Genomic DNA, 16,425 nt, shown 5'->3' on the forward strand with positions numbered 1-16,425 from the left:
ATCGGCGTCCACCTGTCCGAGGAGTTCCAGCTCCACCCCGAGCAGTCCACCGACGCCATCGTGATCCACCACCCCGAGGCGAAGTACTTCAACGCGCGTTAGCGGCGGCCCCACGGCCGTGACCGCCCGTACAGCGAAAGGAGTTCCGTCTTGTCGACCGTGCCCGCGGGCCCTTACACGCGTCCCTCCCCGCGCCGGCTGCCGGTGGAGGGCGAGCCGTCCTTCTCCTTCGAGTTCTTCCCGCCGAAGACCGACGCCGGGATGCACCGGCTGTGGCGGACGGTGCGCCGGATCGAGGCGCTGTCCCCGACGTTCGTGTCCGTCACCTACGGCGCCGGCGGGTCGTCCCGGCAGCGCACCGTCGAGGTCACCAAGCGGATCGCGGCAGAGACGACGCTGCGGCCGGTCGCCCATCTGACGGCCGTCGGCCACTCGGTGGCCGAACTGCGCCGGATCATCGGCCAGTACGCGGACGTCGGCATCCGGGACGTCCTGGCCCTGCGCGGCGACCCTCCGGGTGATCCCGGCGGGCCGTGGGTCGCCCACCCCCAGGGCTTCACCCACGCGCACGAGCTGGTGTCGCTGGTCCGTGAGCTGGGTGACTTCAGCGTGGGTGTCGCCGCGTTCCCGGAGCGTCATCCGCGCTCGCCGGACTGGGAGAGCGACATCCGGCACTTCGTCGCCAAGTGCCGGGCCGGCGCGGACTACGCCATCACCCAGATGTTCTTCCACGTCGAGGACTATCTGCGGCTGCGCGACCGGGTGGCCGCCGCCGGGTGCGAGACACCGATCATCCCGGAGATCATGCCCGCCACGGACGTCCGGCAGATCCGCCGGTTCGCCGAACTCTCCAACGCCGCCTTCCCGGAAGACCTCGCCCACCGCCTCGAAGCCGCCCGGGAGGACCCGGACGCCTCCCGCCGCATCGGGGTGGAGTACGCGACGCGGATGGCCTGCCGGCTGCTCGCCGAGGGTGCCCCCGGCCTGCACTACATCACGCTGAACCAGTCCGACGCGGCCATCGAGATCCACCGCGACGTCATGGCGGAACGCGGTGCGACACCGGCCCTGCGGAGCTGACTCGCCCGAGCCGCACCACCCTTCCCGTATTCCACCGGCCCCAGGCCGCCGACAGCACACGGAGTAGGACATGTCTTCGCAGCGCCCCGCCGATGTCACCGAGTTCAAGGTCGCCGATCTTTCGCTGGCCGAGTTCGGCCGCAAGGAGATCACTCTCGCCGAGCATGAGATGCCCGGTCTGATGGCGATCCGTAAGGAGTACGCCGAGGCGCAGCCGCTGGCCGGTGCGCGGATCACGGGTTCGCTGCACATGACGGTGCAGACGGCCGTGCTGATCGAGACCCTGGTCGCTCTGGGCGCGCGGGTGCGCTGGGCGTCCTGCAACATCTTCTCCACCCAGGACCACGCGGCCGCGGCGATCGCGGTGGGCCCGCAGGGCACGCCGGAGGAGCCGCGGGGTGTGCCGGTGTTCGCCTGGAAGGGCGAGACGCTGGAGGAGTACTGGTGGTGCACCGAGCAGGCGCTGACCTGGCCGGACAGCCCCACCGGCGGTCCGAACATGATCCTGGACGACGGTGGTGACGCCACGCTGCTGGTCCACAAGGGCGTGGAGTACGAGAAGGCCGGTGAGGTCCCCGCGCTGGAGACCGCCGAGTCCGACGAGCACCGTGTCATCCTCCAGCTGCTGCACCGCACCGTCTCGGGCGGTTCGCAGAAGTGGACGCAGCTGGCGTCGGAGATCCGCGGGGTGACCGAGGAGACCACGACGGGTGTGCACCGCCTGTACGAGATGCAGCGCGAGGGCTCCCTGCTGTTCCCGGCGATCAACGTCAACGACGCCGTGACCAAGTCGAAGTTCGACAACAAGTACGGCTGCCGTCACTCCCTGGTCGACGGCATCAACCGTGCGACCGACGTGCTGATCGGCGGGAAGACCGCCGTGGTGTGCGGGTACGGTGATGTGGGCAAGGGCTGCGCGGAGTCGCTGCGCGGGCAGGGTGCGCGGGTGATCGTGACCGAGATCGACCCGATCTGCGCGCTGCAGGCGGCGATGGACGGTTACCAGGTGACGACGCTGGACGAGGTCGTGGAGACGGCCGACATCTTCGTCACCACGACCGGCAACAAGGACATCATCATGGCCTCGGACATGGCCCGGATGAAGCACCAGGCGATCGTGGGGAACATCGGCCACTTCGACAACGAGATCGACATGGCGGGTCTGGCGAAGGTGCCGGGCATCGTCAAGGACGAGGTCAAGCCGCAGGTCCACACCTGGACCTTCCCCGACGGCAAGAAGATCATCGTGCTGTCCGAGGGCCGTCTGCTCAACCTGGGCAACGCCACCGGTCACCCGTCGTTCGTGATGTCCAACTCCTTCGCGGACCAGACCCTGGCCCAGATCGAGCTGTTCACCAAGCCCGACGCGTACCCGATCGGCGTGTACACGCTGCCCAAGCACCTCGACGAGAAGGTCGCCCGCCTCCACCTCGACGCCCTCGGCGTCAAGCTGACCACGCTGCGCCCGGAGCAGGCGGCGTACATCGGTGTGGACGTCGACGGCCCGTACAAGCCGGACCACTACCGCTACTGACACATCGTCACCGCAGCGGTCCCCGCCGCCCGACGCCCCGTAGTGGCCGAGCGCCCGGTCAGACGGCGTCCGTCGTGCGCTCCTCGGTGGCGTCGTAGGCGGCGCGGGCCCGGGCGATGGCGGAACGGTGGCGCTCGGCCCAGTCCACCAGGCCGGTCAGCGAGGCGTACAGCTCGCGGGCCATGGGCGTCAGGCCGTACTCCACCCGGGGCGGCACGGTCGGGTACACGGTGCGCACGAGCAGCCCGTCCCGCTCCAGCCGGCGCAGATTGAGCGTGAGCATGCGCCGGCTGATGCCGCTGACGGCACGCTCGATCTCGGTGAAGCGGAGCGGTCCGTGGGCGGCGGCGATCAGGATGCCGATGCTCCACTTGCCCGCCACATGGTCGAGCACCTCGGTGACCGGACAGGCCTCGACCTGCATGGCCTCGGCAAGACGGGTCGTACTCCGCGACATCGATGTGCCTCCTTGCGCCGGGTGCGTGCCCACGTTACCGAAGCCGGCCGCCGCGGCCTATCGCGCGCCCGGGGGAGGACGCGGTTCCGCGACGGTGCCCGTCCTGCCCGTCGCCCACCAGGGGAGACGGCTGCGGGTGTGGGTGCGCGTGGTGCGCCCCGGCCCGGGAGAGCGCTCTACCGGCCGGGCCCGGCGGGCCGTTAGGGTGCGGGGCATGAGCAGACAGGCCCCGACCCTGGAGGACGTCGCCCGGGAGGCCGGCGTCTCCCGGGCCACCGTCTCCCGGGTAGTCAACGGCGTACGCAACGTGGACCCGGCGATCCAGGAAGTGGTCCGCCAGGCCATCCGGCGCACCGGGTACGCGCCCAACCGGGCCGCCCGTGCCCTGGTGACCCGGCGGGCCGAGACCGTGGCGCTGGTGGTCTCCGGCGCCGGGGACCCCGCGGAGGAGGCCCAAGCGGCGTTCGCGGCCCGGGTGTTCGCCGACCCCTTCTTCGGACGGGTCGTCGCGGGCATCGTCGGCCACCTCCGCCCGCGCTCCGTCCACCCGGTGCTGATGTTCGCCGAGTCCGCCGCCGCCCGCGAGGAGGTGCTGACCTACCTCAGACAGGGACGGGCCGACGGCGCGCTGGTGGTCTCCAGCCATGCCGACGACCCGCTGCCCGCGCTCCTCGCCGATGCCGGGCTGCCCGCCGTCCTCTTCGCCAGCCCCGCCCGTCCCGTCCCGCTCAGCCATGTCGACCTGGCCCACCGGGACGGCGGCCGGCTCGCCGCCGAGCACCTGCTCGCCCGGGGCTGCCGCCGCCCGGCCACCCTCTCCGGACCGCTCGCGGTCCGCGCCGGCCGGGAACGGCTGGCGGGCTTCCGCGACGCCCTCGCCCGCCGGGGCCACGCCCGCGTCCCCGTCGCGGAGGGCGGCTTCACCCACGCCAGCGGAGTCACGGCCATGACCGCTCTCCTCGCCGAACACCCCGAGGTGGACGGGGTGTTCGCGGCCAACGACCTCATGGCCCGCGGCGCCTGCCAGGTGCTGCGGGAGCACGGCCGGCGGATACCCGAGGACGTCGCGGTCGTCGGCTTCGACGACTCCACTGCCGCCGTCGACCGGCACCCCCACCTGACCACCGTGCGCCAGCCCGTGGAGGACATGGCCGCCGAGATGGCCCGCCTCCTGGACGCACACATCCACGGCACCCGCACCGCGCCCACGTCGGTCGTGTTCGCCCCGGAACTGGTCGTACGGGAGTCGGCCTGACCGGCCCCCGCCGCAGCACGGCGGGCCTGCCGCCGGGTCACGCGTGGGTGGCGAGGATCATGTACGGCGCGGTCCGGCACTCCGCCGGCCCCGCCGCCGGGGAACCGGGGGCGTCGGCGGGGAGCGTCGGCAGCTCGACGACGGGGGGCGGGAATCCGGCGTCGGACAGGAAGCGCCGGTACCGGTCGGGGGAGCGGTAGTACGTGGCGCTCGTCATCGTCCCGCCGTCGCGCAGCCGCAGCAGCGTGGGCACGGTGTCGCCGTCGTCGTAGACCGCGCCCGGCTCGCCGTGGCGCAGCGTGGAGAAGGTCACGCCGGTCGCCGCCGGGTTGAGGTCGGCCAGGAGATACGGCGCACCGGGGCGCAGCACCCGGCGGATCTCGGCGGTCAGGGCGGCCAGCCGGCCGTCGTCCGGGTCGGTGCAGTACACCAGGCAGCACACGGCGGCATCGACGCTGTCGTCGGCGAGCCAGTCCAGGCCGCGGCCGTCGAACAGCCGGTAGGAGACCCGGGGGTGGGGGCGGTCCGCGCGGGCGATGCGGAGCATGTCGGCCGAGGGGTCGAGGCCCTGGACCGCCCACTCCCCGGTGTGCGCGAGCCGCGCCGCGACCGCGCCGGTGCCGCACCCGACGTCCAGGGCCAGCCGGCCGGGCCCGGCGCTCCCCGCGAGCCGGCGCAGCACGGCGGGGAAGATCAGTTGTTCGGCCAGCCGCATGTCGCGGTCCCGGTAGGCGTCGGCCACGGTGGTGGTGTCCCAGCCGAGCGGGTCTTCGTCGGTCACGAACGGTCCCTCCTGCGTGAAACGGGCCGGACGGGTGAAGCGGCGCGCGTTCGGTGGCAGCCTGGCACACGACGGCGCCGGTCGGTTCCGCGGTCGGGCGGATTCCCTCGTCGGCGCGTCCCGGAGGCGGACGTTGACGGGCGAGCGAAGGGGGCCGCGGCTGGCCGCCGACCCGGTGTCCGCTCCCTCGAAGCCCTGCCGAAGAAGTCCTGCAGGGCCTTGCGACGGCGCCGGGTACGCGCGCGGGACCGGCAGCGGCCGTTCCGGCCCGAGGGCCGACATGGCGACATGGCGACATCCTGGGGAGACGGCCGGCGGCCGATGAGTTTTCGCGTGACTCACGGTCAGAGATCACGCATGATGTGCCGCGGCCGTCCTGACCCGTCGGCCGGCACACCGATCACGAGATATCGAGGAACCCCAGATGCGCACCCTGATCAGCACCGCCTTCGTCTCGCTCGACGGCGTCGTGGAGGCCCCGGGAGGCGAGCCGGGTTACCGGAACTCGGGATGGACCTTCAAGGACGTCGAGTTCCTGCCCGAGGCCTTCGAGATCAAGGGCCGGGAGCAGGGGGAGGCCACCGCGATGCTGCTGGGCCGGGTCAGCTACCAGGCGTTCAGCCCGGTGTGGCCCGGCATGGCGGACTTCGCGGACTACAAGGCGATGCCGAAGTACGTCGTGTCCACCACCCTCGCCGAGGACGACCTGGTGTCGAACTGGGGCGAGACGACGATCCTGCGCTCGCTCGACGAGGTCGCCGCGCTGAAGGCCACCGAGGGCGGCCCGATCATCGTGCACGGCAGCGCCGCCCTGAACCAGGGCCTGTCCGACGCCGGCCTGATCGACCGTTACCACCTGCTGGTCTTCCCGCTCCTGCTCGGTGCCGGGAAGCGTCTGTTCAGCGCCGCGGACAAGGACGCCCGGAAGCTGAGGCTGGTCGAGCACGAGGCCTACGCCAACGGCATCCAGAAGAACGTCTTCGACGTCGTCCGCTGACCCGCCCGCCCCAGGCGACGGCCGGGCTCAGGTGTCGCGCCGCCACGTGCCCCCGGTGCCCCGCGCCGCCGCCGTCTTGCGCCGGGACGCCCGCCGGGCGAGCGTGGACGAGGGCCGACGACCCGGGCACTCGCCGTATCCGTCGGACAGCGGACCAGCGAACGGAGAGAGCGATGAAGATCGTGGTCGTCGGCGGTACCGGACTCATCGGCTCGCAGGTGGTCGCGCTGGTGCGCGACCGCGGGCACGAGGCCGTGGCGGCCTCGCCCTCCACGGGCGTCGACACCGTCACCGGCCAGGGCCTGGCCGAGGCGCTCGACGGCGCGGACGTGGTGGTGGACGTCTCGAACTCCCCGTCCTTCGACGCCGAGCCCGCGCTGGACTTCTTCACCCGCTCGGCACGGCACCTGAGCGAAGCCGAGAAGGAGGCCGGTGTCCGGCACCATGTGACGCTCTCCATCGTCGGCGTCGACCAGGTGCCCGGCTACGGCTACTACCGGGCCAAGGTCGCCCAGGAGGAGGCCGTGCGGGACGGCGGGGTCCCCTTCAGCATCGTGCGTGCCACCCAGTTCTTCGAGTTCGTCGCTCCGGTGATGGACATGTCGACCGAGGACGGCCGGGTGCGCCTGCCGTCCATCCGGCTGCGTCCGATGGCCTCCGCCGACGTCACCTCCGCCGTCGCCGGGACGGCCCTGGGCGAACCGTCGTACGGCGTGCGCGACATCACCGGTCCCGAGGTCCACCGCCTCGACCGGCTCGGTGAGATCACGCTGGAGGCGCGGCCGGACGGCCGCAGCGTGGTCACCGACGAGTCCGCCGGCCTGTTCGCGGGCATGCCGGACGGGGCGCTCATCGGCGACGACACCGCACACCGCGCGACCACCCGCTACGAGGACTGGCTCCGGGGGAGCCGGGCGACGGACCGTTCCGGTCACTGAACACCCGCTGATCCCGGCAGGGTGCGGGAACGTACGGCGCCGACAGCGGGATCCCCCGGGCGGCAGCCGTGCCACCGCACCGCGGAACGCTCCCGCGCGGAGGCCGGCCGCGCCCGTGGACGGACGGCGGGCCGCCCCAACCGGCTGGCGGCATCGGGTACCGCCTCCGTCCTGTGGTGCCTCCGCCGTACCCCTCGCGGGTGCATGCGGGCAAAAGTGCCGATACCGTCTGATGCACGGACCAGCAGGCCCCAGAGGCCGCCTGGCGGTCGACGGAGGCCCGTTCGACGGTGGACGGCCCGGCCCGGCTGCCAGGCCAGTCAGGGAGACAGGCATGAGCCGAGCCAAGCGCAGGCCCAACGGCACCTTCCGCGGACGGATGACACCCAGGCAGGACGGCGGTTCCGGCCCCTCCGCGAAGACCGGGCCGACCGGCCGCCGGCGCGCGGTGCCGCCGGAAGAACCCGGGGGGCGGGCCGAGCCGGGGCCGATACCCGACGGCGGGCCGCCCCCGCCGCCCGAGCGGTCCGGCCGCGCCGACGGCCCGCGGAAGCCGGCACCGGGGCACCCCGCACCCGCGGGACACGCCGCCCCCGGGGGGCCACCCGAACCGCCGCGACCGTCCGGATCCGGATCCCCCCGACCACCGGGACCACCGGAATCGCCCGGACCGCCCAAGCCGCCGCAACCGTCCGCACCGCTCGCGTCCGCCGCCGCTGCCGGCCGGTCCGGCCCGGTGCCCGGAGCCTGGGCGCGGCGGGTGCCGCGCGGTGGGCCGCCCAGCCGTGCCGGCCGACGGCCGATACGGCTGCGTCTGGAGGAGGCCGATCCCTGGTCGATGATGGTGACGAGCTTCCTCCTGCTGGCCGGGCTCGGTGTGCTCGTGGTCGTCACGGCGGGCGTGTCCTGGCTCATGGTGAACGCCGTGGCCCCCGACGTCCTGCCCGCCTTCGGCACCTTTCTGGCCGTGGCGGTCGGCGTCGTCGTCGTGGAAGTCGTCCTGGGCACGGGCCTGGTGACACTGGGCGCCTTCCTCTACAACCTGTCGGCGCTGTACAGCGGCGGCGTCGAGATAGCCGTGACCGAGGCCCTGACCGGACCGGCCCCGGCCGCCACCAGGGCCCTGCTGCTCATGACCCGCGTCCGCCGCCGTCCGGGTGCCTCCGGCAGCGGCGGCGTCCGTCCCCCGCAGGAGCGGCGCGACACCGGGGAGCCCCGCACCGAAGGCGAGGGCCTGGGCACCCCGGAAGGCGTCTCCGACCCGACCTGACCGCCGTACGGCAGCGGATGCGGACGCCGTGCCCCGGAGGTCCGCGACGGCTCGGCGGCGGACCGCTTCCAGCACCTCGTTCAGGTTGTGCTCGGCGATGGCCGCCATCGCCGCCCGGCCCGGAAAGTCCCCGTCGAGCCGCCGCAGCGGTCCCGCCGTCAGGGAGTGCCGCTGGGCGAGCAGCTACAGCGCGAGCCGGTCTCCGTCCGCGACCGCCGCCAGCCGCCGCCCACCGCCCAGCGCGAGCCGCGCCGCGCCCGCCGACCACTCCCGCACAGCCGCCGTCGCCGCCATGTCCCGACCGCCTCCCCTCCACCACGACCCGCGCACCCTACGCGAACCGCCGATCGGACGGCGGCCCTCACTCGGCCCGCCGGACGGCACGGTCGTGCGCGGGACCGAGGCACCGTGTCCTGCGAACGGGTGAGGGTGCGCGAGGCGTGGCGGCGTGCGGGCGGGGCGGGGCTCTTTGATGGGGGCTGCCCCGGCGGCCGAGTGGCCCCGGCAGTCGCAGCATAGGTACGAGGAGGAGCAATGGGTCGGCTCACCAAGGGAGTTCTGGCACTCGCGGCGGCGGCGTCGATCGCCGTCGTCACGGTGCAGCCTGTGCAGGCGTCGCAGACATCGGACGGTCGCCCCGCGCTGCCCGACACCACGGACGAGGCGTTCAACAAGGAATGCCTCGCGGCGCACAACTCCTACCGCGCCCGGCACGGCGCCCCGCCACTGGCCCTGGACGACGCGGCGGTCGCGCACGCCATGGACCGTGCCCGGGCCGTCTCGAGGCAGGAGGGCCGCACGCCGTCACCGGGGACGCGGGGCTACGGGGAGAACCGCTTCTGGGTCGCGACATACGAGAACGAGCCGGCGTCCTGCGAGGAGGCGGTACGGCTCTGGTACGAGGCCCGCTGGACGGGCGGTTACGACTGGGACCGGCCCGGCTACTCGCCCGACACCGGTTCCTTCACCCAGGTCGTGTGGAAGTCGACCGACACACTCGGCTGCGGCCGGGCCGCGGGACGACCGGCCGGCGGTGAGGCGTACGAGACGTACATCGTCTGCAGGTACGGCCCGGCGGGGAACGTCATCGGCCGGTTCCGGGCGAACGTGGGAGAACCGGTCGGCGAATGAGCGCCCTCCGGTCCGGGGGCCCTGCCGGGCGGCGTGCCCCCGGACCGGTGCGTCCGGCGCGCTCCGGTCGCCCGGAGCCCGGTGGGCGCGCATCCGCGTCCCGGCCACGCCCTGGTCGAAATGGCCGGTTGTCGCCGCTCGCTTCGGCCCGGCGGGCGGGTGCGTCACGTACCGTCCGAGGGCGGTGGTGCCGCCCCGGCACGTCGCCGGTGGGCCTCGGCCGCGGGGCCCGGCCCGCCGCTCACGGCCGTCGCGGCCGTGCCCCATCCGTCCACCGGCCCGAGGAGCAGAAATGAAAGCCGTCGTGATCAGGACGTTCGGCGACCCCGACGGACTGGAGGTCGTCGACGTGCCCGTGCCCGTGCCCGCCCCGGGGCAGGTGCGGATCGCCACGGAGGCGATCGGGGTGGGCGGCGTGGACGCCGTGATCCGGCGGGGAACGCTCGCCGCCCACGGGTTCCGGGCGGGCCATCTCCTCGGCAGCGAGGTCGCGGGAAGGGTCACGGAGGTGGGAGAGGGTGTCGACGCCTCGTGGATCGGGCGGCGGGTGTGGGCGTTCACCGGCCTGTCCGGTGGGTACGCCGAGCAGGCCGTCGCCGCGGTCGAGGACGTCCTCACGCTGCCCGAGGGCCTGACCGGCGCCGACGCGGTGACGCTCGGCGGCTCCGGAGTGGTCGCCCATTACGCCCTGGAACGCGCCTCTTTCGCGCCCGGTGAGACGGTGCTCGTGCGGGGCGCCGCGGGCAGTATCGGCATCACGGCGGTCCAGCTCGCGGCCAGGCACGGCGCGGGTGCCGTGGCGGTCACCACCGCGTCGGCGGAACGCGGCGACCGCCTGCGCGACCTGGGCGCGACCCATGTCCTCGACCGCTCCGGCGAGGGCGGCCCGGACGCACCGGCGGGATTCGACGTGGTGATCGACATCGTGGGCGGGTCCCGGCTTCCCTATTTCCTGGACAAACTGAACCCCAACGGGCGGTTCGTGGCCGTCGGTGTGGTCGGCGGGCCGCCGCCCGCGGACTTCGGCACGCGGCTGATCGACGGCTTCCGCAGGTCGCTGTCGTTCGCCACCTTCAGCTCCGACACCGTGCCCCGCCCCGACCGGCAGGCCGTACGGTCGTCCCAGTTCACCGCTGCCGCGCACGGCGACCTGCGCACGGTCGTCCACGAGGTGCTGCCCCTGGGGCAGGCGGCACTGGCCCACCGGGAGATGGACGCGGGCAGGGTGTTCGGCAGGATCGTGCTGGCCCCCTGAGCCGGTCGGGCACGGCGTCCGCTGCGAACCCCAAGCTGCCACCGCCGACGAAGTGGGGTATTAATTAACTTCACACTCAATATCCCTTTTTTCGGGATGTTTTCCGAGTGGCAGCCCCCTTCGGGGACTCGTCGCCGACGAGGAGAACGGGATGGCGGACTCACGCATCGCGGCGCCGGTCACGGAGGTCGAGCTGCCATCGGCGGCCGATGGCACGTCCGGCACGCCGGAGGAGGTGCTCCGGGCCGGGCTCACCGCGCCCGCTCCGGCGCGGCACCGCAGGATCCCGTCGCTCTTCGGCTACGACGAGACCGGCTCGCAGCTCTTCGAGGAGATCACGCGGCTGCCCGACTACTACCCGCCCCGGGCCGAACGGTGGCTGCTGACCGAGCACGGCGACGACCTGGTGGGCTTGGCGCACCCGGCCGAGTTGGTGGACCTCGGGGCGGGCAGCGCGCACAAGTCCGAGATCCTGCTCGCGGCCATGGACAGGCGGGGCCTGCTGCGGGCGTACACGGGCGTGGACGTCAGCCCCGAGCCGATGCGGCAGGCGGCCGGCCGGATCCGGCGGCGCTGGCCGGAAGCCCGGGTCACCGCCGTGCACGGCGACTTCCTGACGGCCCTGCCCTGGCTGCGCCGGGCGGAGCGGGTCGCCGTCGCGCACAGCGCCGCGACCGCGGGCGACGGCACGGGCGGCCGTCTCCTGGCGTTGCTCGGCAACACGCTCGGCAACCTGTCCGAAGCCGAGCAGGCGCGCTTCCTGCGGGCCGTGCGCGCCGGCTGCGCCCCGAACGACCACCTGCTCATCTGCGTGGACCTGAACGAACCCGCCGAGGCCGTGCGGCGTGCCTACGGGGCCGGGTACACCGGACTGCGCCCCGTCCGCCGGATGTTCGCGCTGAACACCCTCCTCCACCTCAACCGCCGCTACGGCGCCGACTTCGACGTCGACGCCTTCGAGCCGGAACTCACCTACGACATCGCGCGGCGCGAGGTGCTCGGCGGCGTCCGCAGCCTGCGACGGCAGCGGGTGACGTTGCCCCGGCTGGGGCTGACGGTGGACTTCGACGCCGGCGAGCTGCTCCTCCACGACGTGGTGCGCAAGTTCACGGTGGACGACATCGTGCGTGCGCTCGGCGCGCACGGGCTGCGCTGCCGACGGCACTGGGTCGAGGAGGAGTGCGGCTACGGGGCCTTCCTCTTCGGCGTCTCGTCCGGCGCCTGAAGAATCGCCGGGACGAGCACGGCGAGCTGACGCAAGCGCCGGCGGACGGGCTCTAGCGGACCCCGGTCGCCGCGGCCGCCGTCGCGGCCGTCGCCGGGGTCGTGTCGCGCAGGCCGAGGCGTAGGTGTTCGACGTGGTAGAGGGCCTGTTCCAGGAGTTCGGCCACGTGGTTGTCGTAGAGGGCGTAGATGACCGAGCGGCCCCGGCGTTCCCCGGCGACCAGGCCGAGGTTGCGCAACAGGCGTAGCTGGTGGGAGCAGGCGGACTGTTCCATGCCGACGGCCTCGGCCAGCTCGGTCGCCGCGCACGGGCCCTCCTGGAGGCGGGCCAGGATCCGCAGCCGGGACGGCGTCGCCAGGGCCTGGAGGGTCGCGGCCACGTCGGCGGCGCCCACGGTCTCCAGGCGCTGGCGCGCGGTGGCGGTGGTCTTGGCGTCAACTCCGTGGCCCATGCCCCCATCCTACGGAGACGGGCGGGGCCGGGCGCGAATACATGAATAGGTCTTCATTTGGTCCTGTACGGTGGGGGAGCGGTACCGCCCCGCGCGGACCGCCGCCTCCTCATGCCCTCGTGAAGGACTCTGCCGATGACCTCCGCACTCGCCCCGGCCCCGGCCGACCGCGCGGCGCCCGCGCCCGGCGGGGCCGCCCCCCGGCGCCGTACCCCCTTCCTCTCCCTGCCCGAGGCCCGCTGGGCCGCCGCGGCCACCGTCTGCTTCCTGCTCGCGCTGCCCCTGCACCTGACCGGCGCCCCCGCCTGGCTCTGGGGCCCGCTGTACGCGCTCACCTACGCGGCCGGCGGCTGGGAGCCCGGCTGGGCGGGCCTGCGCGCCCTCAAGGAGAGGAACCTCGACGTCGACCTGCTGATGGTCGTGGCCGCGCTCGGGGCGGCTGCGATCGGGCAGGTGATGGACGGCGCGCTGCTGATCGTCATCTTCACCACCTCCGGCGCGCTGGAGGCCCTGGCCACCGCCCGCACCGCCGACTCCGTGCGCGGACTGCTCGACCTCGCGCCCGCCACGGCGACGCGCCTCGGCGCGGACGACGCCGAGGAGACCGTCCCCGTCGCGGACCTCACCGTCGGCGACGTCGTCCTGGTGCGGCCCGGGGAACGCGTGGGCGCCGACGGGCGGGTGCTCGACGGGCGCAGCGACGTCGACCAGGCGACCATCACCGGCGAACCGCTGCCGGTGACCAAGGAACAGGGCGACGAGGTCTTCGCCGGGACCCTCAACGGCACCGGCGCCCTGCGCGTCCGCGTGGAGCGGGACGCGTCCGACACGGTCATCGCCCGGATCGTGCGCATGGTCGAGGAGACATCGGAGACCAAGGCGCCGACGCAGCTGTTCATCGAGAAGGTCGAACAGCGCTACTCGCTGGGCATGGTGGCGGCGACCCTCGCGGTGTTCCTGGTCCCCCTCGCCCTCGGCGACGACCTCACCGGCGCGCTGCTGCGGGCCATGACCTTCATGATCGTCGCCTCGCCGTGCGCGGTGGTGCTGGCCACCATGCCGCCGCTGCTGTCGGCCATCGCCAACGCCGGCCGGCACGGCGTCCTCGTCAAGTCCGCCGTGGTGATGGAGCGACTGGGACAGGTGGACGCGGTGGCGTTCGACAAGACCGGCACCCTCACCGAGGGCACCCCGCGCGTCACCGAGGTGCGGCCGCTGACCGGCTCCGGCGTCGACGCGGAGACACTGCTGCGCCTCGCGGCCGCCGCCGAGCGCCCGAGCGAGCATCCGCTGGCGCGGGCCGTCGTGGACGCGGCACGGGAGCGCGGCACGGACCTGCCGACGGCGGACGGCTTCGCCTCCACCCCCGGGATCGGCGTCACCGCCACCGTGGAGGGGCGGTCGGTCGCGGCCGGCCGGCCTTCCCGGCTGCCGGCCGGGGCCGGCGGGGCGGAGGCCGCCCGGGCGGCGGTCCTGGCCGCCGAGCTGGAGGAGGGCGGCCGGACGGCCGTGCTGGTCACGGTGGACGGCGACCCGGCGGGCCTGCTCGGCATCGCCGACCGGCTCCGCCCGGACGCGGCGCGCACCGTCGCCGCCCTGGTCTCCCGCACCGGCACCGCCCCCGTGCTGCTGACCGGCGACAACCCGCGCGCCGCCGCCCGACTCGCCGCCGAGGTCGGCATCGAGGACGTCCGGGCCGGGCTGCTGCCCGAGGACAAGGTGCGCGCGGTCCGGGAACTCGAGGCCGCCGGCCGCAAGGTGATGGTGGTCGGCGACGGCGTCAACGACGCGCCCGCGCTGGCCGCCGCCCACACCGGCGTCGCCATGGGCCGGGCGGGCTCCGACCTGGCGCTGGAGACCGCCGACGCGGTCGTGGTCCGCGACGAACTCGCCGCCGTGCCCGCCGTGATCTCCCTGTCCCGCCGGGCCCGCGCCCTGGTCGTGCAGAACCTCGTCGTCGCCGGGGTCTTCATCGCCGGCCTGGTGGTCTGGGACCTGGCCGGCGACCTGCCGCTGCCGCTCGGCGTCGCGGGCCACGAGGGGTCCACCGTCCTCGTCGGCCTCAACGGGCTGCGGCTGCTGCGCGAGGCCGCCTGGCGCCGAGCCCGTACGAACGCGCCGGGGTGACCCCCACCGCCCCGCCGAGGTCCGCCGCGTCCGGGAACCGGGCACGTCGTCATACGACGTAACCGGTCCCGGGCGTGTGCACGGCGGGCTTGCCCCCGCAGACGGAGGAGGACGGCCCGGTCGACCCGACGCGGGCCCGGTCCGGCGCCGGTCGCCGGGGCCGGTGCTCAGCCGGCGCAGCAGTCCTGCCGGGACGCGCGGGGCGCCGCGGTCTCCAGACGGCAGAAGCAGGACGCCTCCACCGGTACGTCCGCCAGCGCGGCGGCGAGCCTCAGCTGCCGCGCCACGAGCCGGGCCTCGCCCTCCTTGCCGAGCCGTACGAGGCACTCGTGCAGGCCGTGCAGCGCCCACACGTTGTTCGGGTGCTGGAGCGGGCGCGGCAGCGTGTCGTCGAGTCCGAGGTCGGCGCGGTAGACGGCCTCCGCCTCGGCGACGCGGCCCTGTTCGAGGAGGAGCGCGCCGTACGCGTGCCGGGCCGGCTGCATCCACCCCCACGGCTCGTCGTAGGCCAGGCCGTCGCTCAGCTCGACCGACCGGCGCAGGGCCGCGAACGCCGCGTCGTACCGGCCCTCGCGGTACTCCAGCTCCCCGTCGAGCATGGACGCGGCGATCGCCAGGATGTCCGTGCAGGTGTTGTTGAACAGGGTCCGGGTCCCGGGGACCCGGGCGGCCGCGGCGCGGAACAGCTCGCGTTCCTTCCCGGCCTCGTCGGTGCGGCCGAGGGCGGAGAGCGCGACCCCGCGCGCGTAGCGCAGCATGGCCGTGGTCACGCAGTACAGCCGCGCGTCGGCGGGCATCGGCAGGCACAGGACGTCCTCCCAGCGGCCGAAGCGGACGAGCACGTGCACCCGCATCGCGAGGAAGCCCTCCAGCCAGTCCGCCATCGGCGGGCTCTCCACGCGCAGCAACTCCTCGGGCACCGCCGCCTCCAGCCGCTCCGCCGTCTCGACGGCGTCCCGGAAGCGGCCGAGGAACATCGCGCCGTAGATCTTGAAGTGAAGGTTGTGACACCGGTACAGGGTGTAGAAGTTCATCGCGCCGGCCCGGGCGTGGTACTTCTCGTCGGCCGCGATCGCCGCGCTGTTGTCGGAGACGACCCGGCGGTAGTCGCCGCAGAGCACCTCCAGGTGGGACGGCATGTGCCGGAGGTGTCCCGCGTCCGGCACCAGGTCGCGCAGCCGGTCGCCCGCGGCCAGCGCCGCCTCGGGGGTGGGGGACATCTCCATCAGGTGGATGTACAGGTGCAGCAGGCCCGGGTGCCGGGCGCCCGCCTCCGTGGCGAGCGCCCGCTCCAGCACCCGACCGGCCTCGGCGGTGCGCACGCCCGGGGCCGGCTCACCCGTCCGGATGTCCCACAGCTGCCAGGGCGTCAGGCTCATGAGGGCGTCGGCGTACAGGGCTGCCACGTCCGGGTCGTCGGGCGCCAGCCGGTGCGCGGCCCGCATGCCGTCGGCGTAGGCGGCGTTCCACACCGGGCCCTCCTCGGCGTGCGGGGTCCCGGCGCGCGGGTAACGGGCGGCCAGCGCGTCGACGAGGGCCCGCTCGACCGGGGTGGCGCCGGCCGCCTTCGCGTGCGCGCGCCGCACGGCGGCGTGCGCACGCTCCACCGTCCGTCCGAGTTCCCGCTCGTCGAAGGCGTCCCAGGGCTTGTTGTAGTGGGGGCCGAGCGCGTAGGCCAGCCCCCAGTCGGCCATGGCACAGCCGGGATCCGCCGCGCCGGCGGCCTCGAAACACCGCACGGCCTCCTCGTGGTTGAAGGCGTACGTCCAGTTCAGCCCGCGGTCGAACCAGGTCTGCGCCTCGGCGGACGACGTCGTCACGGGCCGGCCGTGACTGCCGAGGTCGTAGTAGTGCATACGGGCTCCCTCAGGGCCGGCGGTCGCTGCTGCGCGGACACTGCCCCGTCCGCCGGCGGGGAAACGGG

General features: G+C 74.1%; 14 protein-coding genes and 1 pseudogene. 10 read left to right on the top strand and 5 right to left on the bottom strand.

Going from position 1 to position 16,425, the window contains the following annotated elements; translation table 11 throughout:
• The first annotated feature begins 159 nt into the window (after positions 1-159).
• Complete coding sequence (metF, locus tag ACZ4W9_RS16680; protein WP_467936507.1) at positions 160-1,080, top strand: methylenetetrahydrofolate reductase [NAD(P)H]; 921 nt, start codon at positions 160-162, stop codon at positions 1,078-1,080.
• Positions 1,081-1,150: 70 nt separating this feature from the next.
• Entirely contained in the window at positions 1,151-2,614 is a 1,464-nt protein-coding gene (gene ahcY / locus ACZ4W9_RS16685; protein WP_467936229.1) for an adenosylhomocysteinase, read from the top strand.
• 58 nt (positions 2,615-2,672) lie between these two features.
• Here the strand turns inward: ahcY and ACZ4W9_RS16690 are convergent, their stop codons facing one another.
• Positions 2,673-3,071, bottom strand: coding sequence for a winged helix-turn-helix transcriptional regulator (locus tag ACZ4W9_RS16690; RefSeq protein WP_467936231.1), 399 nt, complete (start codon positions 3,069-3,071; stop codon positions 2,673-2,675).
• A gap of 214 nt (positions 3,072-3,285) precedes the next feature.
• Here ACZ4W9_RS16690 and ACZ4W9_RS16695 point away from each other — a divergent pair, with 214 nt between their 5' ends.
• Positions 3,286-4,326 (top strand): LacI family DNA-binding transcriptional regulator, encoded by a 1,041-nt coding sequence (locus ACZ4W9_RS16695; RefSeq protein ID WP_467936233.1) that lies wholly within the window; start codon positions 3,286-3,288, stop codon positions 4,324-4,326.
• A 37-nt stretch (positions 4,327-4,363) separates the two neighbouring features.
• Here ACZ4W9_RS16695 and ACZ4W9_RS16700 read toward each other — a convergent pair whose 3' ends face one another.
• Positions 4,364-5,107, bottom strand: a complete 744-nt coding sequence (locus ACZ4W9_RS16700) for a class I SAM-dependent methyltransferase (RefSeq protein WP_467936235.1) — start codon at positions 5,105-5,107, stop codon at positions 4,364-4,366.
• Between the two features lie 424 nt (positions 5,108-5,531).
• Here ACZ4W9_RS16700 and ACZ4W9_RS16705 point away from each other — a divergent pair, with 424 nt between their 5' ends.
• The 3 genes from ACZ4W9_RS16705 (at position 5,532) to ACZ4W9_RS16715 (ending at position 8,312) form a co-directional block, all read left to right on the top strand.
• The gene (locus ACZ4W9_RS16705; RefSeq protein ID WP_467936237.1) at positions 5,532-6,104 is read left to right on the top strand and encodes a dihydrofolate reductase family protein; all 573 of its coding nucleotides are present in this window, start codon (positions 5,532-5,534) and stop codon (positions 6,102-6,104) included.
• Between the two features lie 173 nt (positions 6,105-6,277).
• Entirely contained in the window at positions 6,278-7,042 is a 765-nt protein-coding gene (locus tag ACZ4W9_RS16710) for an SDR family oxidoreductase (protein WP_467936239.1), read from the top strand.
• Between the two features lie 838 nt (positions 7,043-7,880).
• Positions 7,881-8,312 carry a hypothetical protein gene (locus ACZ4W9_RS16715; protein ID WP_467936241.1) on the top strand — a complete coding sequence of 144 codons (432 nt, stop codon included), beginning with the start codon at positions 7,881-7,883 and terminating at the stop codon, positions 8,310-8,312.
• A gap of 60 nt (positions 8,313-8,372) precedes the next feature.
• Here ACZ4W9_RS16715 and ACZ4W9_RS16720 read toward each other — a convergent pair.
• Positions 8,373-8,519: pseudogene (locus ACZ4W9_RS16720) on the bottom strand (aminoglycoside phosphotransferase family protein); the annotation flags it as partial.
• A 327-nt stretch (positions 8,520-8,846) separates the two neighbouring features.
• Between ACZ4W9_RS16720 and ACZ4W9_RS16725 the strand changes: the two are divergent.
• The 3 genes from ACZ4W9_RS16725 to ACZ4W9_RS16735 all read left to right on the top strand — a co-directional run bounded on the left by ACZ4W9_RS16725 (position 8,847) and on the right by ACZ4W9_RS16735 (position 11,923).
• Positions 8,847-9,443 carry a CAP family protein gene (locus tag ACZ4W9_RS16725; protein ID WP_467936243.1) on the top strand — a complete coding sequence of 199 codons (597 nt, stop codon included), beginning with the start codon at positions 8,847-8,849 and terminating at the stop codon, positions 9,441-9,443.
• A 292-nt stretch (positions 9,444-9,735) separates the two neighbouring features.
• Positions 9,736-10,698 carry a zinc-binding dehydrogenase gene (locus tag ACZ4W9_RS16730; RefSeq protein WP_467936245.1) on the top strand — a complete coding sequence of 321 codons (963 nt, stop codon included), beginning with the start codon at positions 9,736-9,738 and terminating at the stop codon, positions 10,696-10,698.
• 151 nt (positions 10,699-10,849) lie between these two features.
• Positions 10,850-11,923: an L-histidine N(alpha)-methyltransferase gene (locus tag ACZ4W9_RS16735; RefSeq protein ID WP_467936247.1), complete on the top strand. Its 1,074-nt coding sequence runs from the start codon at positions 10,850-10,852 to the stop codon at positions 11,921-11,923.
• A gap of 52 nt (positions 11,924-11,975) precedes the next feature.
• Here ACZ4W9_RS16735 and ACZ4W9_RS16740 read toward each other — a convergent pair whose 3' ends face one another.
• Positions 11,976-12,374, bottom strand: coding sequence for an ArsR/SmtB family transcription factor (locus tag ACZ4W9_RS16740; RefSeq protein ID WP_467936249.1), 399 nt, complete (start codon positions 12,372-12,374; stop codon positions 11,976-11,978).
• 135 nt (positions 12,375-12,509) lie between these two features.
• Here ACZ4W9_RS16740 and ACZ4W9_RS16745 point away from each other — a divergent pair, with 135 nt between their 5' ends.
• The gene (locus tag ACZ4W9_RS16745; RefSeq protein ID WP_467936251.1) at positions 12,510-14,501 is read left to right on the top strand and encodes a heavy metal translocating P-type ATPase; all 1,992 of its coding nucleotides are present in this window, start codon (positions 12,510-12,512) and stop codon (positions 14,499-14,501) included.
• A 167-nt stretch (positions 14,502-14,668) separates the two neighbouring features.
• Here the strand turns inward: ACZ4W9_RS16745 and ACZ4W9_RS16750 are convergent, their stop codons facing one another.
• Positions 14,669-16,357, bottom strand: a complete 1,689-nt coding sequence (locus tag ACZ4W9_RS16750; protein WP_467936253.1) for a hypothetical protein — start codon at positions 16,355-16,357, stop codon at positions 14,669-14,671.
• Positions 16,358-16,425 lie beyond the last annotated feature (68 nt).

The organism is Streptomyces sp. NPDC029296, assembly GCF_055569255.1.